The 22235-nt window shown below is 59.5% G+C and carries 23 protein-coding genes; 7 read left to right on the top strand and 16 right to left on the bottom strand.

The features are described from left to right. Positions 1-90 precede the first annotated feature (90 nt). Positions 91-438 (top strand): helix-turn-helix domain-containing protein, encoded by a 348-nt coding sequence (locus FAZ11_RS19035; protein WP_058760831.1) that lies wholly within the window; start codon positions 91-93, stop codon positions 436-438. 113 nt (positions 439-551) lie between these two features. Next, positions 552-770 (top strand): hypothetical protein, encoded by a 219-nt coding sequence (locus FAZ11_RS24705; protein ID WP_158295286.1) that lies wholly within the window; start codon positions 552-554, stop codon positions 768-770. 105 nt (positions 771-875) lie between these two features. On the opposite strand, the gene FAZ11_RS19025 is transcribed toward FAZ11_RS24705, so the two are convergent. From FAZ11_RS19025 to FAZ11_RS18970, 12 genes are all read right to left on the bottom strand, one after another. Further along, positions 876-1073 (bottom strand): hypothetical protein, encoded by a 198-nt coding sequence (locus FAZ11_RS19025; RefSeq protein WP_058766864.1) that lies wholly within the window; start codon positions 1071-1073, stop codon positions 876-878. Positions 1074-1245: 172 nt separating this feature from the next. Next, positions 1246-1743: a RadC family protein gene (radC, locus tag FAZ11_RS19020; RefSeq protein ID WP_058766865.1), complete on the bottom strand. Its 498-nt coding sequence runs from the start codon at positions 1741-1743 to the stop codon at positions 1246-1248. Between the two features lie 70 nt (positions 1744-1813). Next, positions 1814-2818, bottom strand: a complete 1005-nt coding sequence (locus FAZ11_RS19015) for a YqaJ viral recombinase family nuclease (RefSeq protein WP_058766866.1) — start codon at positions 2816-2818, stop codon at positions 1814-1816. Between the two features lie 146 nt (positions 2819-2964). Continuing rightward, positions 2965-3933, bottom strand: coding sequence for a DUF932 domain-containing protein (locus FAZ11_RS19010; RefSeq protein ID WP_058766867.1), 969 nt, complete (start codon positions 3931-3933; stop codon positions 2965-2967). Positions 3934-4024: 91 nt separating this feature from the next. Further along, positions 4025-4297 carry a hypothetical protein gene (locus FAZ11_RS19005; RefSeq protein WP_193557175.1) on the bottom strand — a complete coding sequence of 91 codons (273 nt, stop codon included), beginning with the start codon at positions 4295-4297 and terminating at the stop codon, positions 4025-4027. Between the two features lie 604 nt (positions 4298-4901). Continuing rightward, entirely contained in the window at positions 4902-5792 is an 891-nt protein-coding gene (aepX, locus tag FAZ11_RS19000) for a phosphoenolpyruvate mutase (RefSeq protein WP_058766869.1), read from the bottom strand. 42 nt (positions 5793-5834) lie between these two features. Next, entirely contained in the window at positions 5835-7220 is a 1386-nt protein-coding gene (gene fumC, locus FAZ11_RS18995; protein ID WP_058772861.1) for a class II fumarate hydratase, read from the bottom strand. Positions 7221-7284: 64 nt separating this feature from the next. Then, the gene (locus tag FAZ11_RS18990) at positions 7285-8115 is read right to left on the bottom strand and encodes a hypothetical protein (protein WP_058766871.1); all 831 of its coding nucleotides are present in this window, start codon (positions 8113-8115) and stop codon (positions 7285-7287) included. A gap of 28 nt (positions 8116-8143) precedes the next feature. Then, positions 8144-9382, bottom strand: a complete 1239-nt coding sequence (locus FAZ11_RS18985; protein ID WP_058766872.1) for a pyridoxal phosphate-dependent aminotransferase — start codon at positions 9380-9382, stop codon at positions 8144-8146. A 108-nt stretch (positions 9383-9490) separates the two neighbouring features. Next, on the bottom strand, positions 9491-10711 hold the full coding sequence (locus FAZ11_RS18980; protein WP_058766873.1) for an MFS transporter: 1221 nt from the start codon (positions 10709-10711) through the stop codon (positions 9491-9493). Between the two features lie 4 nt (positions 10712-10715). Continuing rightward, the gene (locus FAZ11_RS18975) at positions 10716-11540 is read right to left on the bottom strand and encodes a hypothetical protein (protein ID WP_240043638.1); all 825 of its coding nucleotides are present in this window, start codon (positions 11538-11540) and stop codon (positions 10716-10718) included. Between the two features lie 2 nt (positions 11541-11542). After that, the gene (locus FAZ11_RS18970; RefSeq protein WP_058766875.1) at positions 11543-12775 is read right to left on the bottom strand and encodes an MFS transporter; all 1233 of its coding nucleotides are present in this window, start codon (positions 12773-12775) and stop codon (positions 11543-11545) included. 93 nt (positions 12776-12868) lie between these two features. Between FAZ11_RS18970 and FAZ11_RS18965 the strand changes: the two genes are divergently transcribed. Together FAZ11_RS18965 and FAZ11_RS18960 are read left to right on the top strand one after the other, a co-directional pair. Further along, complete coding sequence (locus FAZ11_RS18965) at positions 12869-13780, top strand: LysR family transcriptional regulator (protein WP_058766880.1); 912 nt, start codon at positions 12869-12871, stop codon at positions 13778-13780. Between the two features lie 251 nt (positions 13781-14031). Then, the gene (locus tag FAZ11_RS18960) at positions 14032-14973 is read left to right on the top strand and encodes a 2-hydroxyacid dehydrogenase (RefSeq protein ID WP_081318527.1); all 942 of its coding nucleotides are present in this window, start codon (positions 14032-14034) and stop codon (positions 14971-14973) included. Positions 14974-15241: 268 nt separating this feature from the next. Here FAZ11_RS18960 and FAZ11_RS18955 read toward each other — a convergent pair whose 3' ends face one another. After that, on the bottom strand, positions 15242-16648 hold the full coding sequence (locus FAZ11_RS18955) for an ISNCY family transposase (protein ID WP_058767713.1): 1407 nt from the start codon (positions 16646-16648) through the stop codon (positions 15242-15244). Positions 16649-16809: 161 nt separating this feature from the next. On the opposite strand from FAZ11_RS18955, the gene FAZ11_RS18950 reads away from it, so the two are divergent. Continuing rightward, on the top strand, positions 16810-17169 hold the full coding sequence (locus FAZ11_RS18950) for a nuclear transport factor 2 family protein (RefSeq protein WP_058777445.1): 360 nt from the start codon (positions 16810-16812) through the stop codon (positions 17167-17169). On the opposite strand, the gene FAZ11_RS18945 is transcribed toward FAZ11_RS18950, so the two are convergent. Continuing rightward, positions 17170-17799 (bottom strand): recombinase family protein, encoded by a 630-nt coding sequence (locus FAZ11_RS18945; protein WP_058767711.1) that lies wholly within the window; start codon positions 17797-17799, stop codon positions 17170-17172. It abuts the gene before it with no gap. Between the two features lie 403 nt (positions 17800-18202). Further along, positions 18203-18439: a hypothetical protein gene (locus tag FAZ11_RS24700; protein WP_158295285.1), complete on the bottom strand. Its 237-nt coding sequence runs from the start codon at positions 18437-18439 to the stop codon at positions 18203-18205. A gap of 275 nt (positions 18440-18714) precedes the next feature. On the opposite strand from FAZ11_RS24700, the gene FAZ11_RS18935 reads away from it, so the two are divergent. Beyond that, positions 18715-19230: a hypothetical protein gene (locus tag FAZ11_RS18935; protein WP_058767710.1), complete on the top strand. Its 516-nt coding sequence runs from the start codon at positions 18715-18717 to the stop codon at positions 19228-19230. 783 nt (positions 19231-20013) lie between these two features. Beyond that, positions 20014-21258 (top strand): MFS transporter, encoded by a 1245-nt coding sequence (locus FAZ11_RS18930; RefSeq protein WP_058772887.1) that lies wholly within the window; start codon positions 20014-20016, stop codon positions 21256-21258. Here FAZ11_RS18930 and FAZ11_RS18925 read toward each other — a convergent pair. Then, on the bottom strand, positions 21241-22152 hold the full coding sequence (locus FAZ11_RS18925) for a LysR substrate-binding domain-containing protein (protein ID WP_058767709.1): 912 nt from the start codon (positions 22150-22152) through the stop codon (positions 21241-21243). The two genes, FAZ11_RS18930 and FAZ11_RS18925, sit on opposite strands and share 18 nt — an antisense overlap. Positions 22153-22235: the final 83 nt, after the last annotated feature.

The raw sequence follows: 22235 nt of genomic DNA, 5'->3' as shown, positions 1-22235 counted from the left end.
GCAACCTATTAGGTTGGATTTCAACTTGTGACGCACTTCATGTCAACGAGTGGATACCCAACCATCCGGGTGGACGGTTGGAGCCTTGGCATGAGCGGTATCGATCAGAAGAATTTGGCGGAGTCGGTTGGGCGGGCGATCGCGCGTCATCGGCTGCGAGTGGGCCTGACGCAGGAGGAAGTCGCTGAGCGCCTGGGGATTGGCAACGAGGCCGTCTCCCGGATCGAGCGGGGTGTGGTCATTCCTAACATCGCCCGGCTCTACGACTTCGCATCCATCTTTCACTGTGAGGCGGCAGAGCTACTCAGCGAGGCCAGCCCGCGCAGCGATGATCAGGCGCGCCAAATCAGCCGTCTACTGGACGCCCTAACCGAGGCGGACCGGCAACTGGTGCTGGGACTGGTGCAGGGGTTGGGTGAGCGCTTGCGCCAGGGATGACGGTTGGTCACCTACGATCAGGTCGCCGTCTCCTGGCCAGTAGACGTCGATGGCTCGTCATACTTGGCGCCACAGCGTAGACACAGGCACTGATACTCCATGAATTGATGGCGATGAACGTCCTTGATGAAAGCATGGGTATCGGGCCAACTCGTGTGAACGGCGGACATGCCCTGAAGCATGCGATTGAACGCCTGTTCCAGCGGACCGCGCTGTCCCTGTTGAGTGGTAGCAACATGCTCAGTCGGTGGCTGAATACCCCTCAGAAAAGCATCCAGGCTGCCAATGAGGCTGGCGATCACCTGAGCCGCTTCCTTGGACAGCACGACTGATGAGTTACAGATCAAGCAAGGTGTAGGCATGGCTAAAGCTCCTGTCAGGAGAGAGGGGCAGAACGGCTGTTCAGAATGAGAAAGGGCAGGCCAAGGGGCCTGCACTTATGCCGTCGTGGATGGGGTGCTGAACGTAGTACCAGAGCGGCGAAGCAGCCCGCTGAAGAGCGCCAAGGCCAGAACGATGGCCAAGGCCAACGGCCAGAAGCGCAGCATCAGTACCAAGAGGCTGACAGCGAGCAGGCTGCTGGCCAGTAGCCCGACGAACACGAACAGCAAGGTGAGGAAGCGCAGAAGCGGCATGGCGAAGTCTCCTATCGAGTAGCGATTTGCCGAGCAGCCGGGACGCGAGCGCGTGCCTTGGCGGTCGAGCCAATAGTGGTCATGAGGGAAGGGAAATAGACGTTCTGGTAAAGCGCGGGGAGCGCCAGGTGTTAGCGGGGGAGGCTGTAAGGCGGGCGGAGCAGATCGAAGGTTAGACCAGGCCCAGTTCCGCCATCGAAACGCAGCCCTCGTGTCCCACGATGACGTGGTCCAGGGTGCGGGTACCCACCAGGTTCAGCAGCTCCTTGAGCGTCTGGGTGAGACGACGATCCGCCTGACTTGGCTCCGGATCTCCCGAAGGATGGTTATGCACTAGGATCACCGCCGCCGCGTTGTGGCGCAGCACGGTTTTCACCACCTCGCGCGGATAGACACTCGCCGCATCCAGGGTGCCTTGGAACAATTCCTCGTAGCAGATCACGCGATGCTTGCTGTCGAGCAGCAGAAGGGCGAAGACCTCCCGCTCTTGCTGGATGAGCAACGTCTGCAGATGGGCAATGACCTGTTGGGGCTCGGTCAAACTGCTGCCCTTGCTCAATCGCTGGGCAACGAGTTGCCTAGCGATGCCGAGGATGTCGGCTTCGGTCACCGGAGAGTCGATGAGATAGCTGCCAGCGGTTTCGCCAGCCTTGAGTTTGCTCGCAATCATGAGAGGTCTCGCGACAAAGGTTAGGTTTCAAAAAGGGGAAGCTGAGGCGGAGAGGGTAGTGCTACCGGCTTCAATTGATGAAGAACTGCCGCTCTCCTGGCAGGTGTTTGGCGTAGCGCTCCAGCAGCTCTGGCTGGTCCTGCAGCAGGCGGTCGACATCGAGCACCGTACGGTCCTGCTCCCGTTGCCATCGAATGGATCCATGCGGGAAATCTCCATAGGTGGCGTCGCCCAAGGCCTGTTGGAGACGCTGCTGGAGTTCTGCTGCTCGCGCTTGCTTGGCCTGGAGTGCTTGGCGCACCACCTTCAGCTCCAGATAGATGGCAAGCAGACCGGCTTGCTGGCGAAAGTCACGCCGCGCACCTGAGTCCTTTGGGTACAGGCGCGCGAGTGCCTTACCTGCAGCGGCGGTGCCATCGGCTGGCGGCGGACGATCCGTGTCCAGGTAGTGCCAGAACTGACGCTCTCCTTCGATCAGCTGCGCGATGCTGGCTTCATCGCGCTCGATACGGTGGATCTGCCACTGCTGACCACCCAGCAGTACGGCAAGATCGGCCGCATGTTTGCCTGTCACTGCCAGTAGGTGCATGACCTGCAGGCGTATGGATACCGGGATGCCTTCCTGCCAGCGATGGACTTCGCTGGCGCCTACGGCCTTGCATACGAGCAACTGGACGTCTTCGTCATCCAGCACTTCGCGTTCAATGCGGGCAGCCATCCAGGGCAAATCGGGCGAGGCATGGGACACCTCCCGGCTGTAGCGCTGAACCTTGCGGCCGGTGCTCCTGCTGTAGCGCCAAGAGATGATGGGCTCAAGCACGCTTTGCCAGAATGCGGGCGTGCTGTCGTTCCGAGGATCGTTCTCCAGAGCGGCCGTTTGTCGTCCGGTTTTCTCGAGCCAGAGCTCTAGTTGTGATTTGCCTGGATCCAGCCCCAGGGCTGCTGCGGCATCTTGGCTGAAGAGTCGCACAGGTCGAGTTTCATGAGCTGCGAGGCGAGAAGCCGCAGCGGTGGTGACGAGGTGGAGGAGTGGACGAGGGTGTTGCTGTGCGGTGATCAGGGATGAACGACTCATGAGCAGTCTCCTGTGCGACATAGAAGGCTCAGCCGGCACGAAGCCGCCTGAGCTATGTGTTAGAAAGTAGGGAACAGTGCTGCGAATCTGGAATGGCGTTGACGCGGCCGGAGGGATGCCGTGGCCAGTGGCGAGGGGGAACGCCTTCAGGCCACCAGGTCGAGTGCGGCCGACAGTGCCCGTTGCTTGAGCTGACCGCCTTGGCCAAACCAGGCCGAGTCGAGCCGATACTCAGAGCTCCGTGCGCGACGTTCGTGATCGACGAATTCGGTGACCGCGTTGAGCAGGCCCCAGGCGGTTCCTTGTGCAGACTCAAGGACCGCGCCGCGACCTCGTCCCTCGTACAGGGCTTGCACCGTTCTCAGGGCCCGCTCATTGGGAAGCACACCCTGGGTATGACTGCCCCCTGCTGAATCACAGAGCACTCGCATGAAAAAGCCCGTCGACTCGGCATCGCCGACCTTGCGATCGGCGAGCAGCCGCAGGCGATACATGAACTCATCCCAGCCAGCGACGGCGATACCGAGTTGCTTCTTCACCGCCAGAGGGTCGAATCGCGTGCTGTGAGGAACCTTGATCGCCTGAGTGGCGCCGTTCACCGCGATGCTGAGTGTGTTGTTGCATACCACCCTGACCGTGGTGGGCGTTGCAGTCGTCGCCAGGGTGCCATCGCAGGAGGTGGCCAAGAGCAGGTAGCCATTGACCTGATCGTTGCCTTTCAGGGTCATGCTTTGTCCCGTCCGCGCCAGGGCCCAGAACTTGCGACCCTCTTTGAGCACGCCGGCTGTTTCCAACTGGTAGCCGGAGACCTCAGTCAGGTCGCGGTAGAACTCCAGAACCTCGCGCGGTTGCACCGTCTGATAGCGCTGGGAAACTACCGAGAGCGGCGCCTTGGTGTCAGAGCGGAACAGCACCTTCTGCTCGGGGAACGAGTGGATCGTACCCAGATGACCGACCGCGTCCGATTTGAAGTGCACAGGACTTTCGAGGATCTGCCAGTCCATCCCGGCTTCGCGTTGCCAGACTTCGATGGGCTGTTTCTGAGTGAGCTGACTGCCCAGACCATGCCAGGGAGCGGCGCCGGCATAGGCCATGGTGTCGACGAGATGTGCCATGTGAGCGATTCCTTTGGATGCACGCCGGCATAAAGCGCTGCGCGAGGCGCAGCACCTACCGGACAGCTAAGGTGAGAGGGGAAGGCGCCGATCAGGCCGGCAGGTTGAAGCGGTGACCGCAGAGCAGGCAGAGGTTGTTGGCCAGGACGTGGCGGTCGAGCGATTCACCGAGCTGAGCGCCAAGGGCACAGCCGCCCACGCCGCCAACCAGGCCGCCGAGGATGGCACCTGATACGGAGCCAAGGGTGATGCCGACTGGCCCAGCAATGGCGCCCAGGGCTGCACCTGTCTGGCTACCGGCCAGGGCAGCGCTGACGCCGCGTGCTACGCCACCGACGGTGCCGATGGCGGCGCCGGCTTTCATGGCGGCATGGAGGAATGCGACTTTTGAGGAGTGACAGCTAGGGCACTGCAATGACATATAGAGTCTCCTTGGTACTTATGTCATCGCGATAATGTGTAGCCGTATTTTTTTCGAATCGAACTCTATAGCTTCTTGCTCAATTTAAGTACTTGTAAGGGGCCAGTTACGAACACCCTTTACTACTTGACTGAAAGAGTGCGGGTCGCGCCCTTGATGTTGAACTGCGCCCGGCGGTCTTCGAGATTGGACAGCCGCCAGTGGGTACCGTCGACGGCATTGCCCAGGCGTACGAGGTAGACTCTCGCTGAGCTGTGTGCTACCGGGCGGGGTGGCCGGGAGGAGGCGCGCGCCGCCGCGGTACTCGATGCTGACAACGGTAAAGGGCGGAGGCGTCTCTATAGGCTTGGCGGGCTCGGGCTCGCACGCGATCACCAGTGTGTTGCTTGGGACGACTAACGTGCGCGAGGCCTATGCCTATAACTAAGAGCTCCGGATAACAGCACGGTCAAGAATCCTTGCGAATTCCACAACACGCTATCATGCGGTACTACTTAGCGACATCAAGGATATTAATAACGCTGTAGTCTTTCTATAAAACATTTGCTCAGCGTGTCCCGGGAATCAAATCCAGGATATCCTCAATGCCAAGACAACGCGGCTCGACTTCCAGCGTCCGTCCGTGCCTTAAAATATCCGTGGCCACTTCCCGCATGGCCATGTAGGCGCTGCGAAGCATGTGGTTGGCGTAGATCACCACGTTGAAGCCTTCAGCCTGCAATTCGTCAAAGCTCAGGTGGGCGTAGCTGGTAGGTACGCACACCAAGGGCACATGGGCGCAGTGCTCACGGAAGCGCCGGGCAAATGCCAAGATCTCCCCGCCGTCTTTCTTGCGGCTGTGAATCATGATGCCGTCGGCACCCGCCTCTACATAAGCCAGGCAGCGCTGTAAGGCGTCGTCCATGCCCCGGTCCAGGATCAAGCTCTCGCAGCGCGCGATGATCATCGCCCCTTGAGGCCCGCTGCTCGCCCGCCCCAGGCGAATCTTCTGACAAAACCCGTCGACTGACTCCTGGACCTGACTGACCTCGTTGCCGAACAATGAGTTCTTCTTCAGGCCACACTTGTCCTCGATCACTACGGCGCCGACGCCGGCGCGGTCAAGCATCTTGACGTGGATGGCGAAGTGCTCTGGCTTACCGCCCGTATCGGCGTCGTAAATCATCGGCAAGGCGCACACATCGAAGATCTCGCGAATTCCCTGCAGCCGATTGCTGGGGGATAGAATCTCGATGTCGGGCAAGCCGCGGTGGGTCGAATCGGTGAGTGAGCTGGACCAGACCGCGTCAAAGGCCACGCTGTGTCCGGGGCTTGGCTCCAGACGCAATTGCTCCGCCAGCAAGGCCGAGATGGGGCTGTGCACCTCCAGAACCCGCAAGCAAGGCTTGCTGGCCAGCAAGGCGCGAAGGTTGGTTCGACGACTATCTGCTTCCTGCATACGACACCTCGTACATAAAAAGGGGACCAGGCGGTTGCGACCTTACGGGTGGGTCATGTCCAAAGCGACCACATAACGGTCGAACTCCTGCGGCGCGACAAACCCCAATTGGTTGGCGACCTCACGCAGGGTCTTGCCCTCGCGATGGGCGGTCTTGGCGACGAGCGCGGCCTTGTCATAGCCGATGTGCCGGTTCAACGCGGTCACCAGCATCAGATTTTTCTCAAGGTTGGCCTCGATGCGCTCAAGGTTGGGTACGATGCCCTCCGCACAGTGTTCGTTGAAGGCCTGACAGGACTCTGCCAGCAGGGTGATGCTTTCCAACACGTTGTGCACCATCACCGGTTTGTACACATTCAACTGGAAATTGCCTTGGCTACCGGCAAACGCCACTGTGGCGTCGTTGCCGAACACCTGGGCGCAGACCATGGTCAGAGCCTCGCATTGGGTCGGGTTGACCTTGCCGGGCATGATCGAGGAGCCTGGCTCGTTCTCGGGAATATCAATTTCGCCAATGCCGCAGCGTGGCCCGCTGGCCAACCAGCGCACATCGTTGGCAACCTTCATCAACGCCATGGCCAGGGTGCGGATGGCCGCAGAGGTATTGACCAGCGCATCATGGGCGGCCAGGGCAAAGAATTTGTTGGTAGCCGACCTGAAGGGGTGTCCGGTCAAGTGGGCGATTTGCCGCGCGCACACCTCGCCGAAACGCGGATGGGCGTTGAGCCCGGTGCCTACCGCGGTGCCGCCAATGGCCAGGTCATAAAGACCTTGCAGCGCCTGCTCGATGCCTTTCACCGTGTAATCCAGTTGTTCCACCCAGGCACCTATCTCCTGCCCGAGGGTGATAGGAGTGGCATCCTGCAAATGGGTTCGGCCAACCTTTACCACGTTGGCGAATGCCTGGGCCTTGGCCGCCAGGGTGCCGCGCAACGCCACCACTGCCGGCAGCAAGGTGTCGAACACTTGGGCTACCACCACCATGTACATGGCGGTGGGGAAAGTATCGTTGGATGACTGTCCGCGGTTGACGTGATCGTTGGGATGAATGGGGGTCTTGCTGCCCATCTCGCCACCCAGCAGCTCGATAGCGCGGTTGGCGATCACTTCGTTGGCGTTCATGTTCGATTGCGTGCCAGAGCCAGTCTGGAACACCACCAGCGGAAAATGCGCGTCCAGCTTGCCGCTGATGACTTCATCGGCGGCCCACACGATGGGCAGCGCAATGGATTCAGGCAACTCGCCCAGTTCAAGATTGGCCAGGGCCGCAGCTTTTTTCAGCAACCCCAGTGAGCGGATCATGGGGGCTTCCCAGCGAAAGCGCGAACGCCCTATGGGAAAATGGTGGACCGAGCGCTCGGTCTGCGCCCCCCAGTATTTGTCGGCGGCCACCTGCACGGTGCCCATGGAGTCGGATTCAAGGCGCATAAGTGCCCCCCGGCATCGTGCGATGCCAAAGCGGTGAAAGGGTTAAGGGCGATGCAGCGAGGCGTTACGGCGTGAGCACGGAGGCCATTTTCCCCAGGTGCTCGCAGGCGCGTACTACGTAGTCGTTGGACAGCGCGGCGATGCGGCGATAGTTGACCGACTGGCCGGTGGCCTGGGTGTAAAGCGCGAGGGCGTCGGTGGCATGGCGGAAATGCCGCGCCTCGACACTGCCACAGTGCACACTGAGGAACGCGGCGATGCGGTGGGTTTCACCGGCCGCAAAGCCCCGGGACTCGCGCAGCCAGCGTTTCCACAACGGCGTCATCACGTTGTATTCGCCGGTATTGAACAGCTCGGTCAGCGCCATCATCTCCAGGGCTTCGGTCAGATCCGGCGCCAAGGGCCGCTTTTCTCCCACCCAGGCGGAAAACTCCTTGGTGATTGGATTCAGGTAACGATCCTGCAGGCGCCAGTCGTCCGACCCGCAAATTGCCGTGGCCATTCGCTGGTACAACTTCGAATGGTGCGGGTGGTTATGCATCTCCCCCAACCCCACGTCTTCGACGATGATCTCCCCGCAATGCCTCGCCGCTTCCAGCAACTGCAACCTGCTCTGGACCGTGGGCGTGGACTCGGACAATTGCAAAATCCGCACAATGATGCTGGCCACCGCATGCGCTGCGCCGTCGGGACTTCTCCACCCGCAAAAGAAGGTACACAACGCGTCCGTCGACCAAGGGCGCGACGTCATGTATTGATACCGCTGGGTATACTCGTCCAGTAAGTCGGCGTGGTTGATGAAACCATCCAACAAGGCTTCCACCAAGTTGCGGTCGGTCACTTCCGCCAAGGCCTGGTGCACATAATCAATGAACAGCTCATTTGAATCGTCCATTTTCGCTCCCGGTTTTATTATTGTTTGCTCAATGAATGTCCGCGCGTTCCACTAATTCTAGGAACTGCACCAAACGGTGCATTCCCTCTTCCAGCTCTTCAGGCTGCAGCGCGTAGGAAATCCTGATACTGGATGGGTCACCACAGCCAGACCCGGGCACGACCGCTACATGGGCATGGGTCAACAGCAGTTCACTCAGATGATCGACGTCCCTGATTTGCTCCCCCCGATACAATCCGTCCAGCCACGGGGTAACGTCGATGTAGAGGTAAAAGGCGCCTTCGGTGGGTGCGTAGGCCATGCCCGGCAGCGGGTCCAGGTAACTGCGCGCCTTGTCTAGCTGGCGCTGCAAAAAGGGCGCGAGCTGGTCAGCGAACGCCTGGCTGCCGGCGGTGACGGTGGCCAGCGCAGCGTACTGCGACAGGCTGCTAGGGTTGGAGGTTGTGTGCCCTTGCAGGTTGTGCATCGCCGAGATGACCTTAGCCGGCGCACAGGCATACCCCACCCTCCAGCCAGTGACAGCCTGGCTCTTGGAAAACGAATCGACCAGCACAGTCTGGGGTTTCAGGGCGGGGCACAACGACAGAATGTTGTGATGCACGCAACCGGGCCGGGTGAGGCTGCGATAACATTCGTCGAACAGCACCCACAGCCCATGCTCCAGCGCCAACTCGGCGATCCCGGCCAACTGCTCGTATTGATACACTGTGCCGGTGGGATTGTTTGGGGTGTTGATCACCAGCATTCGCGTGCGGGGAGTGATGGCCGCCCGCACCGCGCGGTGGGTCAGGCGATAGTCATCCTGCCGGGTATCCACCGCCACTGGGATAGCCCCTGCCAGGCGAACCTGGGTAGGAAAGGTCTCCCAGTGCGGGGTGGGCACAATGACCTCGTCCCCCGGGTCCAGCAACACCATGCAGGCATTGAACAATGCCTGCTTGGCCCCTGCGGTCACCGCTACTTCGCTGGCCGTGAAGGTGACGCCGGTGCGTTCCGATACACGCTGGGCCAACATTTCGCGTAAGCGCGGCAGGCCCAGCGGCGGAGTATAGCGATTGCGTGCCTGGTGAATGGCGTCAAGGGCGCCAGCCTTCATTTCGGCACAGGCATCGAATGATAATTCGCCAGCGGCGAAGTTGATAACGCGCGCCCCACTTTCTTTCAGCGCATTGGCCTTGCTGCGCATACTCGACGTGCCGGGTGGGTTTAATTGAAGTGCACGTTGCGACAGTGAAAACTGAGAAGCCGACACTTCCTTATTATTCATAGTATCCCTGCAAGCCTGCCTGCCTTTAAAATCGCGGCGAGTTAATGAGCGCCAGTACAATGACATTCTGGTGACAAGCTGGAAGGCAGGCCAATACTCTTTCTGTCGTTATTGATACTTGCCGCCGGCTGCATCCAGGCCTTTCTGTACCCACCAGGCCAAGGGCAAGGTCAGTAGCAATAATGCCGCAAGGGCCACTACCGCGAATGGAATACCCGTGAGATCGCCCAGGCGGCCAAACAGCACCGGCGCCAATGCGCCGCCACTGATGGTGCCGGTGTAGAACAATGAAAAGGCGTGGTCACGCTTGCCCGCCCCCGCCAGGTCTGGCACCGCGCCATACAGCACCGAGGAGGTGCCATTGAGGGCCAGCCCCAGCAACGGCAATACCGCCATCAGCCCCAGATAGGGCAACACCAGGGCCAGCAGAATCAAGACAGCCGTAGTGGACTCCGTCAGCCATACGGTTTTCATCATGCCAATACGCACCCCCAGATAGCCGCATAGCAGCTTGCCGAACGCACCGCCGATGAACAGCAGCGTCAGGGCCAGGCCGATACCCGCCGTGCCCGCACCCTTGGCTTGCAGCAGAAACGGCAGGAAGGTGAGGAAACCCATGCGCACCGCGCTGTCCAGGGTGCCGGTGAGGATCATTGCCCGTAGCCCGCTGGCAGACCCACTGCCGGCACCGACCTTGGCGGTCTTTGCCCTGGCAGTGGCGATGTTTGCGGGAATCAGCCACCACAGCGCGGCTGCCACGACCAGGCCCAGCACGCCGACCCCGACTACGCTAGCGCGCCAGCTGGCCACTGTGAGCAGCAGGCCGACCATGCCGGGCACCAGGGTCTTACCGATATCGCCGGCGAAGTTGTACTGGGACAGCGCCTGCTTGACCCCGCCCCCGGGCTCATAGGCATCGGAAATCAATGAAGACGCCAAGGGGTGCTGAGTGCTGGCACCCAGCCCGCCCAGCATCAGCGCCAATAGCAGCACCTCCAGACCGCCGGCGCAACCAACCAGCAGGTAGGCCAGCGCCGCCAAGGCTGTGCCACCGACCAACAGGCGCTTGCGCCCCCAGCGGGCAGCCGTGCGACTGGCCAGCAGCTGGAAGCCGGCCATCATCGCCGAATAGGCGCCCCGAAGCAGCCCGACCTGGGCATAGCTCAAGGCGAACTGCGCCTGCCACACCGGTAGCAGCACATAAATGACATCGGTGAGGCCGTCGTGGATGGCGTGGGCCGTGCAACCGGCCAGTAAGGTCCGACGACGCGCGGGGGACTGGGTGCAGGCAAGCGACGGCTTTGGCGAAGGGTAGCTGAGTTCAGTCATGCGCTCAGGCCAGGCATTGGGCACAATCGCGCATCACTGCGGCCTTGCGCTGCAAGTACTGCACGAATAACTCCTGGGCGGTGTTCTTGACCACGAGAATGCCCATGGCATCGGCGAACTCTTCCACGGCCGCCACGGCATGGGCGAAGTGATTGCTTTCGGTGCCGCCGGTGTGCACGGTCACCCATGCCAGGGTTGCCCTAACCTTGGCAGGGGGCACGCCCATGTCGCGTTCGAACCACTGTTTGAACATCGGGTGGATCAGTTCCACTTCACCATGGGTGTAGACCTCATGCACCAGGGTGGTCAACAGCCCCTGCAACAAGTCACGGTCGCGCAGGCGCTGGACATCGGTCCAGTCCTTGAAGGCCTGTGCGCAAGGCAGACAGTTTTCCTTGAGCAGCCACTGGTCATCGCCACACAGCGGCGTCGCCATGTTGTAGAACAGATCTGCGTGCAACGTGTTGCCCAGCGCGCCCAAATCTTCGTCGGTGATGCGGTGCAGGCTGGTGCAGACCTGGTAGAGACGGCGAGCCGCTTCGCTGCCCTGTTCGGAGCGGGCTAGCAGGGTAATGCGGTTTGCCAGGCCCGAGACACTGGCGGCCGAGTTGTTGGTCTTCGACCAACTGGCGAAGAACCGGCGCAATGCCGCAGCACCATGAGCGCGTGCCGTGAGCGCCTGGAACGCCTCTTCGATCTCCACCAGCGCTGCCTCCTGGCTCCGGAAGGCATCCATCAACGCTTGCTTCAACACCCCCGCCTGCATCAATTGCAGCACCGGTTCTACTACCTTCAACAACTGGCTTTGCTGGACCAGCGGATTGCTCACGGTCATCTCACGTTTTCCTTGTTGGATGATGAATCAAGCGTAATCAGGCAGGCGCTCGTGGTGCTGAGCTTCGAGGCGCGATGCGATAACGGGACTGGGCGCCAACCGCGCCAGGCAATCAACAGCGACAGCGACTGGAACACGATGATCAAGGCCACGCAGCCTGGCCACCCCCAGTGCTCCCACAACACCCCGGGTGCCAGGGCGCCACAGCTACCGCCTAGGTAGTAGCCCGTGAGGTACAGCCCAACGGCACCGGCCTTGTCGTGGCGGGCCTGGCTGGTGGTGAACGCGTTGGCAGCGGCCTGAGTGAGGAACACCCCCGTGGAACTCAAGGCCAGCCCCAGGACGATCATCCACAACGACGGCGCCAGCGTCAGGCACGAGCCTGTCACCCCGAGGCCTACCGCCACGCCCACCAGCTGCGCCTGGGGGCGTGCCTTGCTCAGGCGTCCGGCAACCGGAATGACCACCAGTGCCAGCAGGAACACGGCGTAGATCGACCCCAGCGCACCGGTGCCGAGGGCGAACGGCGCACGGCTCAAGTACAGGCCGATATAGGTGAAGGTGGCGACCTGGGCGAACAGCATGCAGAAACCCACGGCGTAGGCCGCCAGCAAAGGCCGGCTCATCAGGTCACCCCGCAGCGCCGCATGCCTGGGCGGCCGGGGCACCTCGCGATTGCGCGGCAGGCTCAGCGCAATCGCCAGGCCGATGACCAGGCTCAGACCTGCCAGGGCCCCCAGTGCCAGCCGCCAGTTGGCGAACTCGGTCACCAGGCCGGTGAGGAAGCGCCCGCAAAAGCCCCCCAGTACCGTACCAGCCACATAGACACTAGTGAGCTCGGTCACTGCGCCGCCGCTCCAGCGCATGCCGATGTAGGCAACACTGGTCGCGAATACCACGGGAATGAGCATGCCTTGCACACCGCGCCACAGCAGGAATTCGCCGAAGCTATCCGCCTTAGCGGACAGCAATGCAGGCACCGCCAGAGCGAGCGCAGCCACGGCGATGACCCGGTGCTGGGCCATACCGACGGTCAAGCGGCCCACCAGGGGGGCGCAGACGGCCACGGCCAGCGTGCTGACGGTTATGCTCCAGCTGGCTTGCCGCAGTGAGACATGGAAGTCCAGCGCCAGCTCGCCGAGCAGCCCCTGGGTCGCGTACAGGTTGAGAAACGCCGCGCAGCCGCACAGGAACAGGGCTATGCGCGGGCAACGCATGAAAGGCTTCATAAAAACTTTCGTTATATTTTGAAACTTTTTATAAGGTAGGCCGACGACAGGATCCAATACCGATTTCAGACCGATTGATACCCAAGGATGACCATGATCGACCTGCGCCGGCTGCGTTACTTTCTGATGGTGAGCGATGAATTGCACTTTGGCCGTGCCGCGTCGCGCCTGCACATCGCGCAACCGCCGTTGACGCGGCAGATCTCGGCACTGGAGGCCGAACTGGGCTTTCGCTTGTTCGACCGCAGTTCCCGCAGCGTCATCCTCACTGCCGAGGGCCGGCACTTCCTGCCTTACGCGCGTGCGGTGCTGGAGCAGGTGGACCTGACACAGGCCATCACCAGCAAACTGGCAGCAGGTTCCATGGGGCACCTGGCGGTTGGCTATGCCAGTTCCATCGCCCTGTCGGACATTTTCAGCCAGACCATCCAGGCTTTCTGCAGCGCATTCCCGGACGTGCAGTTGAGCGTTGAGGAAGGCGCCTCTGGCACCCAATGGGCGCATATCATCGAAGGCCGCCTGGATATCGGCATGAGCCGCATGCAGCCACCGGGCGACGACGCCGATGCCCAGGCCCTGTGCCTTGGCAACGAGCCACTGATAGCCGCCGTCGCCAGTGATAGCCCCCTCGCCCGGCAGGCGCAGGTGACATTGACGGAGTTGAGCGCGTACCCGCTGATCGCTTTCCCGGCGGAATACGGCTCGGGGCTGAACGAAATCGTCGAGACCCTCTACCGCCGCCACGCCCTCACGCGCCGGCCGGCCCCTACCGGCAAGCAGATCACCTCGATTATTGCGCTGGTGGCTGCGGGGCGGGGTGTTGCGGTGGTCCCCGAGTGTACGCAGACCTTGGCCAAGCGAGGAGTGACCTACCGGCCGCTGGCCGAGCCCGAGGCCACCGCGCCGCTATTGGTGCTCACCCGTAAGCATGAGCGCAACCCGTTGGTAAGGGCATTTGTCGATGTGATCCAGCAAGCGATGGCGGCGAAAGTGGCTACGCATTGACCTGCCGCTGCATGCGGAAACTTCCATGGAGCTCGCTGCTGGTGGCGCAGTAATGGGCAGATAGAAAGCGAGCGGCCCAGGCCAAGCGCCACGTGTCAAGGCTAAGTAGAGATGTCGCTCTGATGGCCAAGTAGAAATGTCAGCTCTGATACCACTGATGCTAGTCAACTCGGTTATGTTGCCAACGTTAGTGGTTAAAACCCTCCACCTATGGTGAAGTATGGCCAGCTGGAGCCTTTGGAATGTCATACATGCCGATCCCTCTCCTTGTTGTAATAGAACTGACGCATGAAAGCTTGTGTCGTCTCGAAAATGCAGGGTTCGAAATCCATGTCGCGCCCAAAGCCTCAGCACGACAAGCACTCACACAAGCCATGGGCGATAGCATTCGTGCTGTACTGACAAATGGCTCGACAGGCCTGAGTGCCGACGAGATCGCAGCGCTTCCGAAGCTTGAGATTATCTGCGCACTAGGTGCGGGCTACGAAAATATTGATCTGGCAGCCGCAAGAGCCAGAAGAATAGTTGTTACCAATGGTCCGGGCACAAATGACGCCTCCGTCGCAGATCACGCGATGGCGCTGCTCATGGCCATTACCCGTGGAATCGTTCAGGCTGACGCAGCCACAAGACGTGGCGATTGGGCGATCTCGCGTCAACCCCGGCCCATTATCTCCGGGAAAAGACTCGGCATCCTAGGGTTGGGCAATATTGGTGAACAAATCGCCCAGCGAGGCGCGAAGGGATTCGGGATGTCGGTTGCCTATCACAACCGTAAACCTCGCGATGGATCACCCTGGCGCTACTTCCCTTCAGCGATAGCACTCGCCGAATGGTCGGATTTCCTGATTGTTGCCACGCCAGGAGGAGTATCGACAACTCACCTCGTAGATTCGGCTGTTTTGGATGCGCTTGGTGCCAACGGATTTCTTGTCAACATCGCGAGGGGCAGTGTAGTAAATACAGCAACGCTGATAGACGCGCTGACGCAAAGCCGTATTGGTGGGGCTGCACTCGACGTGGTCGAGGGAGAGCCAAACGTGCCGAGTGGTCTGGCGGAGCTGCACAATGTCATTCTCACACCTCACATTGCTGGCCGTTCCCCAGAAGCTGTACAGGCGACAGTGCAGCTTGTTCTCGACAACCTGTCCGCGCATTTTGGGGGCCGTTCCGTGCTGTCCTCTGTGTTTTAATTGAATACAGCCTAAATGTTGGCATCCAGCAGGATGCAAATTCCAGTACTAGATCTCGACACTGAACCTGCGAATCCCGAGTTTCTGCGCGTACCGGTTGAGAGCATCCAGTGTCCGAAATACCCTCACCAATTCCCGTCGCGAGCGGAGAGGGAAGTGCCGGCTTTCTTTGCTGTAGCGTACCTGCAGCTGCCATCCATGCCCGTCGGGGCCTGGAACGGCTCGCACATCCCATGCTGCTCCAGCAGCCACCAAAGCACTGAGTCCTTCAGCGGTGATCGACTGACGCATAGCGGCTCCGCTTCGGCAGTGAGCTTTGCTGCAGGGCAGCTAGGATGTCCTCCGGCATGAACTCTTTGGCCTTCTTCTTCGGCGGCTCCTGGCGTTGCGCTTTGGTTGGCTTCGGATTGCCCGGTACCGCCTGGGAACGACGGCTATCGCGCTGCTCTTGCATCCGCTGCGCGACTTGTAGGACGTGTCCCAGCCGCTTGTTATCGACGATAGCGCCCTGGTTAACCTCGGGCAGCTGATCGAAAACGCCAAAGGGCAGGGGAGCGCCTTCCGATCTGATTTCTATGCGCCCGCATGGATAGTGATAGATGTCCACGTAGTGGCCAGCCAGGCCTCGCGTCTGCGGGGTGTCATCAATCAGGTAGAGGCGTTTGTCGTATTGCAGGGTTAGTCTTTTCGAGACTCGCCGGGGCTCGCGCCAGGTGAGGATCAACGAAAGATCTTCATCGTCACGTACTGGGCGGTGGGCATCGAAGTCCGAGCGGGCCGGTTTGCCGAAGCGACGATTGTAATCGGCCATGAAGAGCGGCAGATAAGCATTGGCAGCTTCAACGGAGCTGATGTTTCGTAGTCGCAATTCCTTGACCAGGCGATCCTGCAAGGTGAGATGGGCTCGCTCGACGCGGCCCTTGGCCTGGCTGGAATTGGCGCAGAAGGTATCGATGTTCAGCTCGAACATGGCCCTGGCGAACTGCGTGTGGCCATCGCCGCCCTGAGCATCTTTGCTGTTGACTCGAAACACACTGGCCTTATCGCTGTAGAGCGCCAAGGGCTTACCGTGGTGCTCCAAGTAGGCCCGGGTTGCCTGGAAGTAGCTGAAGGTCGATTCGCTGCGGGTGAAGGCTAGGTGCATCAGGCGACTGGTGGCGTCGTCGATGTAGACCAGCAGGGTGCATGCCGGTGCTCGGTCCTCGAACCATCGATGGTCGCTGCCATCGATCTGAATCAGCTCGCCGAGGCAGGCTCGGCGATTGCGTGGCTGGTACACCTTGGGCGGTCGCTGCCGACGCGGCGTCCATAAACCGGCATCCATCATGATGCGCCGGACGGTTTCCTTGGCCAAGCGTAGGCCGTGACATTCAACGAGCTTTTCGGCCGCAAGCGTGGGACCGAAATCCTGGTAGTGCTCGCGGATCAGCGCGGCAGCGCGCTGCTCAAGGCCAGGCCGCAGCTGATGATTGCTGGGCTGGCCGCGCTTACGTGAGGTCAGGCCTGAAACGCCGGCGTCCCGGTAACGCTGCACCAAGCGGTGAACCTGCCGGGTACTCAGCTGCAGGCGCTGGGCGGCGCGGGTGGGCGTGAGGAAACCCTCGGTCACCGCCTGGATGACCTTGAGACGATCGACTTCGCGTAGGCTCATCGTGATCCGCTCGTAGGCTGGCATCCTGATCGCTCCGCATTGGCTGCAAAGCCGCTAGGCTAGCTGCCATACGTGATCGGGACATTTCTATCTAGCTGGATCGAGACATTACTATTTGGCCGTAACACACCGACTGCGCATAAGTAGAGATTATGGTCAATTTGGGCTGTACGTAGGGTCACTAAATGGACGAATTACTAGAGAAATTGTGGGTATTGGAGGTCACACTGCATGCTGGTCAGCGCCACTGCCGGGACTGGGTTGAGCAGATACTGCATCCTGAATTCAGCGAAATCACAAGATCCGGCGCGATGGTCAGTCGAGAGCAAACAATTGACGCCTTGGTGAGGGAGTCGTCCGAATCGAGGTTCGTTGCGACCGATTTCCAGCTTACTTTCGCCGATAGGGATAGTGCTCTTCTGCGATACCGCACCAGCCATTCAGATGGTGGGATAGCTCAACGCTCGTCTTATTGGGTGCGCTTGGATGTCGAACGTTGGGCCCTGATTTTCCATCAGGGTACGACAGCAATGGCAAGCAAATAGCTATAGCGCCGATACCTGTGTCGCCCTGCACCGGTTGACGGTGCTGGTCGAGCACTCCAATAGCCTAGCCGTCCCCCGCACCGACATCCCCCTGGCCAGGCATTCGCGGATCCGCGAATGCAGCTGCTCATCCCTCGGTCGCCCTTTATAGACCCCCGCCGCCTTCGCCTTGGCGATGCCCTGGGCTGCCCGGGCGCGGCGCGTTTCGTAGTCCTTCCTAGCAAACGCCGCCATGAACTCCAAGAACATCTGGGACACCGCGCGCGTCATCCACTCTTGGGCGCTATCGCCGTTGGCGGCGGCCGGGCGCAGCAGTGAATGGGTTAGCGGTAGATCGAGCGACACCACCTGCAGGCCGGCCTGGGCGATCCGCTCGCGCAGTTGGTCCCAGGTTGCGCGGTCGAGACGAGACAGCCGGTCCACCGCTTCCACCAGCAGCACGTCCCCAGGCTCGGCATCGGCCAGCAAGCGCAGCAGTTCGCGGCGATCCAGCAGAGTGCCCGAAGCGTTTTCAACATAGGTCGCGGCGATCCGCGCCCCATGTTCGGCGGCGAAGGTGCGCAGGGCCTCCCGGGCGCGGGTGGCGTCTTGATCGTCTGTCGAGGCTCGAAGGTAAGCGCGAACGAACATGGCGGGCTCCGGTGTAGTCGTTTGGCGTATCGGAATATACCTGTAGTCGTTTGGGTCTGTCCGGCTACTTTTCGCCACGCCCGGAGCGGTGCCGATAGGTGTAGCGCGTGAGGTACAGGTAAAAGCACGTGGCTAGAGCAGATAAAATGGAAAACATAGGAGACTGCTTTCGGCCAGATGCGGACGCCGACGAGCGATCGCTACCGACCCAAAGCAGTCGTTCATGGCAGGCTGCTAACCCCAAAGAGTAGTCGCAGACGTCACGGTAATGATCCTGCGTCTTTACAGCTCTGAGACGCCTGCATTAGTCAGTATGTCGACAAGGTTTTCCGGCCATACCGTTTCTATGGTGGACTTCAACTCTGCCATGGACCACCAGCGATGCTCCGCCATAACACGCACCTCATGCGCAGAACAGCCGGAGCAGGACAGGGTTTTGTCTGCAAAGTGCATGAGGAACTTTTTGCGCCTCCGTGAGCACGCGGCGGTATTCGAACGGCATAATCGGCAGCGCTTCAAGCTTTCCAACGCGAATACGCTCTTGCTCCAACAATCGAACGGACTCACGATGCTCCTTATAAACAGTATAGACACTTATAAAAGCGGCAATGAGGGTAGCTACTATTACTTTCCCTTTCATTTATTATCACCAATTCCTTTTTGGCAATTACATCGCTATCAAATATCACACTTTCAGGCTTTGTAAGTGTAGCGGCGCGCATGCTAATGGATACGAGCCATCCAGTCACGATCCCACCGTGTATAGCGGCCCCGTGATGGGGGCGAACTCGAAGGTTCTGCCGCGATAGCGCTGGCAACCTGTGTACAGCCGTGTGATATCCCGTGCTCGCGGCTCCGCGCTATTGCTCGTCTTCTACCCTATTGCTGAGGTCACATGACATCTCCAGAACTAGCATGCCTTTTCCTTTCCCGGACCGATGCGGAACGGTTCCGGCCAGCACCTGGCGGCCGCCTTGTGTCAATTTCCGATGGCCCCAAGGACCCGGCAGCGATCGACGAAACCTGCTGGGAATCGCCAGCTACCACCACTTCATCGACGCAGGCTTCGATCAGGAGACCATTGCGCTGTACGGCAGCAATTTCGAACGCACCTTCCGGGACTACTTGCTGATGCCCAAGGCAGAGGAAATGCGAATTCGCCTGGATACTCTGGCGGCGAAGCGCGTATTCGAGGTGATCAACTGCCAGGCAGGAAGATCGAGAAGCGCAGCAGCTGCTGCTTATCTACGGGATCGACACGGGTACCATCTCGAAAAGCCGACGCCGGATGCGAACATGTGCGTGCTCCGAATGCTTTCCCGCGATGCCTCCCTGATGGCAGCCTACCGCGAGGCCTCCAGGCAGACCGAGTCCGAGCCCGCGCCTGGTGGCTTCCTGTCGACTATCAAGTTGCTGCTATCCAGGCTATAGGTCATGGAGGTCTAGGGACTGGAAATGCCGGCGCGCCTAGCCAGGCGGCTGCCCACGATCACTCACCGGTAGAGCCCCGTCCGCCCCAGAAAAGCTGCTCCCGGAACACGCGATTGAGCAGCGCGCGGTTCTGCACAGCGGCAGCCAGGTAACTCCGCGGGGCATTTTGGATATACAGGCGGAAGGTTATGGATGTTTGATTCTGCTCTTCTTAATGCATGGGCACCTGTTATTTTCCTTGGGGTAACTGCCTATTCAGAACTTTATGTAGCAGGAATTTAGCTAAAGGCATTCATCATAAATGGAGTAATTCTGCTGTTCTGCGCGTATTGCGGCTTGATGCAGAAGATGCGCCATGGTCTGCTATTGGTTTTAGCCAATTCTGCGTGACGGGTGAGAAGAAGTTAAATGGACTTTTTCGATGCCTACCATTGATATCGTCACTTATAAGCGCCCACGACCGGCTGCAAGGCCTTCGATAACGTCTCCATGCATAAGACAAGTTGAGCTTTTCCTGCTATTGATGGTGTCGATCATTTCTAGCGAAATTAATCACTTTTAAAGAAGCTGTATCAATCCTACCGTCCTCATGGTTGAACCAGTCCGACAAAAAAATAAAGGACAAATCATGAGAAAAACTTCAAATCGTTCCCGCGTGCGTGTCCCCCTTCACCTGCCTCCGTAACCGGGAGGTCTGCGACAGCGAAAATTTTTTTTTATACCTGGAGCGTTCGGGTGGCCGAAGGCTGTCTGGCGTTCATGACTCAGAGCAAGGGGTGCGTGATGGACGATTACAAGAGATGGGACACGGGTTATGAGTGGAAGGCGGTATTACTGCTCTCATTGGCGTTTGGGTTAGTCGGGTTAGACCGCTTCATCATTCTTCCCCTTTTTCCTGTGATGATGCAGGACTTGGATCTGGATTATCAGGATCTGGGCAACATCTCTGCGGCCCTGGCGATTGCTTGGGGGGTCTCTGCTGTATTGATGGGGCGTCTATCAGACCGCGTTGGACGCAGGGGCATACTAATCGCGTCCGTTGCGATGTTTTCGCTGTTGGCAGGCGCGTCCGGCTTGGCGACCGGTATTGCCGGTCTGCTGTTGATACGCGCAGTAATGGGTATTTCCGAGGGGGCGTTTACCCCTACCAGCATCGCCGCCACGGCAGAGGCCTCCAAGTCGACTCGCCGAGGGATGAACATCGGGATCCAGCAGGCCATGTTTCCAATTTTGGGGTTGGGCCTTGGCCCAGTGCTGGCTACGCAACTGCTTCTTGTGGTTCCGTCGTGGCGCTGGGTTTTCGTAATCGTGGCAATTCCTGGTCTCGTGCTCGCGTTGTGCATGTACAAGATCATGCGTGATGCGCCTAAAGCGGCTACACCATCGCTCACCTCATCGCCTCAGCGCTGGGCGGACGTTTTTAAGTATCGAAACGTCATCGTCAACGTATTTAGCATGTTTTGCATACTGACGTGTCTCTTCGTCGTCAGTGCCATGATGCCAAATTACCTCACCGATTATCTTAAGCTTGACGTTCAACAAATGGGTTTCGTGATGTCAGCGATAGGGTTTGGGGGATTTACCGGCCAGCTCGTTTTGCCGACATTATCCGATTACATCGGGAGGAGGGCTGTCCTTTTACTTTCGTTCGTGGGCACCGGCGTCTTCCTTTTCATGCTGATTCGAACGGGCGCGGAGCCAATTAAATTGTTCGGCTTCCTGTTCATGGCAACCTTCTTCAACTTCAGCCTTACCTGTCTCACCGTAGGGCCTCTAACGAACGAGGCGGTGCCGGCGCACTTGGCGTCGACGGCAGTTGGCGTGGTGGTCGGGATCGGTGAAATTTTCGGAGGCGGGGTAGCTCCAGCGTTAGCGGGGTTCATTGCCAAAAACTACGGCATCCAGTACACGCTCTACTTAGCTATGGCGGGCCTCGTGGTGGGGTTCCTTGTCGGGCTGGCTTTGAAAGAGACAGCACCGATCAAACGAAACCCCCAACAGAATCTGGATTCACCTGCTAAGGCTTGAGTCGTTCGCGGCTATCCCGGCTTCGGTAGCCCGTCTGACCACTGCCGCAAATTGCTTGATCGCGGAATCATCCGGGCCTCCTCTTTTCCAGATCAGGCCCGGTGTCCGTATTGGTGTCGGGTTCTCTAACGCGACCACGCTCAGACCCTCCACCATATCTGTAGCACTTTCCCCCACGATTCCTGCCAGATCGGTTTGGCGGATCAGTTCGATCATGGGGAGGACGGTGTTCATCTCAGCCACTACGAGCGGCTCCGCCCCGCATGCCCTGAAGCATTCATCCAACTGTTGCCGTGTACTGAATACTTTGGGCAGAAGTGCCATCCGTACGTTGTGAAGCTCTACCATCCTCATACGCTTGCGGCGGGCGAGGGGATGGTCGCTACGCACGAGCAACACCATTTCCTCGTTGTACAGCGGCTCAAACCACAATTCCTGGTTTTCCTGGGGGCGGTAGGCAATACCCAGATCCAGGTCGCCCGAAAGCAGGCGCTCTACGATTTTAGCCTGTGAGAGCTCTTCTGCCGTAACGCGAATACCTGGGTTCGGCGCTAGAAAGCTGGCGATGCACTGCGGAACCAACCTGGCGTTGAAGCTATACGTGGCGCCTACGCGTATGTGGCCAACCATTGAGCCTGCTGGAGTGCTCAATGAATTCACCGCGACATCGATTTGCCTGAGTGCCGGCGCGATTTGAGCGAGAAGGTGATCACCGGCCTCGGTGATCACCACTCGCTTTCCGATCCGGTCAAAAAGCTGAACGCCGAGTTCATCTTCTAACTGCTTGATTTGATGGGAAAGGGTCGACTGGGTCACGTGTGTTCTGTGGGCTGCCCTTGTGAAGTTAAGCGTTTCTGCCAGTGCCGAAAAGTACCTCAAATGCCGGAGTTCCATAGACGCCTCAACCAGTGATGTCATCGATTGTTTTTATGTAAATTTATCACTTCTCTGAGTGGTTGAACGCTTTTATTCTCATT

Origin of the sequence: Pseudomonas rhizoryzae (assembly GCF_005250615.1) — a bacterium.
Classification (GTDB): domain Bacteria; phylum Pseudomonadota; class Gammaproteobacteria; order Pseudomonadales; family Pseudomonadaceae; genus Chryseomonas; species Chryseomonas rhizoryzae.
This window is presented reverse-complemented; position numbering and strand designations above follow the sequence as displayed.

Bases quoted from the DNA above. Each gene is read 5' to 3' on its own strand.
- FAZ11_RS19035 (WP_058760831.1), top strand. From the start codon at position 91: ATGAGCGGTATCGATCAGAAGAATTTGGCGGAGTCGGTTGGGCGGGCG.
- FAZ11_RS24705 (WP_158295286.1), top strand. From the start codon at position 552: ATGAACGTCCTTGATGAAAGCATGGGTATCGGGCCAACTCGTGTGAAC.
- FAZ11_RS19025 (WP_058766864.1), bottom strand. From the start codon at position 1,073: ATGCCGCTTCTGCGCTTCCTCACCTTGCTGTTCGTGTTCGTCGGGCTA.
- radC (WP_058766865.1), bottom strand. From the start codon at position 1,743: ATGATTGCGAGCAAACTCAAGGCTGGCGAAACCGCTGGCAGCTATCTC.
- FAZ11_RS19015 (WP_058766866.1), bottom strand. From the start codon at position 2,818: ATGAGTCGTTCATCCCTGATCACCGCACAGCAACACCCTCGTCCACTC.
- FAZ11_RS19010 (WP_058766867.1), bottom strand. From the start codon at position 3,933: ATGGCACATCTCGTCGACACCATGGCCTATGCCGGCGCCGCTCCCTGG.
- FAZ11_RS19005 (WP_193557175.1), bottom strand. From the start codon at position 4,297: ATGAAAGCCGGCGCCGCCATCGGCACCGTCGGTGGCGTAGCACGCGGC.
- aepX (WP_058766869.1), bottom strand. From the start codon at position 5,792: ATGCAGGAAGCAGATAGTCGTCGAACCAACCTTCGCGCCTTGCTGGCC.
- fumC (WP_058772861.1), bottom strand. From the start codon at position 7,220: ATGCGCCTTGAATCCGACTCCATGGGCACCGTGCAGGTGGCCGCCGAC.
- FAZ11_RS18990 (WP_058766871.1), bottom strand. From the start codon at position 8,115: ATGGACGATTCAAATGAGCTGTTCATTGATTATGTGCACCAGGCCTTG.
- FAZ11_RS18985 (WP_058766872.1), bottom strand. From the start codon at position 9,382: ATGAATAATAAGGAAGTGTCGGCTTCTCAGTTTTCACTGTCGCAACGT.
- FAZ11_RS18980 (WP_058766873.1), bottom strand. From the start codon at position 10,711: ATGACTGAACTCAGCTACCCTTCGCCAAAGCCGTCGCTTGCCTGCACC.
- FAZ11_RS18970 (WP_058766875.1), bottom strand. From the start codon at position 12,775: ATGAAGCCTTTCATGCGTTGCCCGCGCATAGCCCTGTTCCTGTGCGGC.
- FAZ11_RS18965 (WP_058766880.1), top strand. From the start codon at position 12,869: ATGATCGACCTGCGCCGGCTGCGTTACTTTCTGATGGTGAGCGATGAA.
- FAZ11_RS18960 (WP_081318527.1), top strand. From the start codon at position 14,032: ATGCCGATCCCTCTCCTTGTTGTAATAGAACTGACGCATGAAAGCTTG.
- FAZ11_RS18955 (WP_058767713.1), bottom strand. From the start codon at position 16,648: ATGCCAGCCTACGAGCGGATCACGATGAGCCTACGCGAAGTCGATCGT.
- FAZ11_RS18950 (WP_058777445.1), top strand. From the start codon at position 16,810: ATGGACGAATTACTAGAGAAATTGTGGGTATTGGAGGTCACACTGCAT.
- FAZ11_RS18945 (WP_058767711.1), bottom strand. From the start codon at position 17,799: ATGTTCGTTCGCGCTTACCTTCGAGCCTCGACAGACGATCAAGACGCC.
- FAZ11_RS24700 (WP_158295285.1), bottom strand. From the start codon at position 18,439: ATGAAAGGGAAAGTAATAGTAGCTACCCTCATTGCCGCTTTTATAAGT.
- FAZ11_RS18935 (WP_058767710.1), top strand. From the start codon at position 18,715: ATGCCTTTTCCTTTCCCGGACCGATGCGGAACGGTTCCGGCCAGCACC.
- FAZ11_RS18930 (WP_058772887.1), top strand. From the start codon at position 20,014: ATGGACGATTACAAGAGATGGGACACGGGTTATGAGTGGAAGGCGGTA.
- FAZ11_RS18925 (WP_058767709.1), bottom strand. From the start codon at position 22,152: ATGGAACTCCGGCATTTGAGGTACTTTTCGGCACTGGCAGAAACGCTT.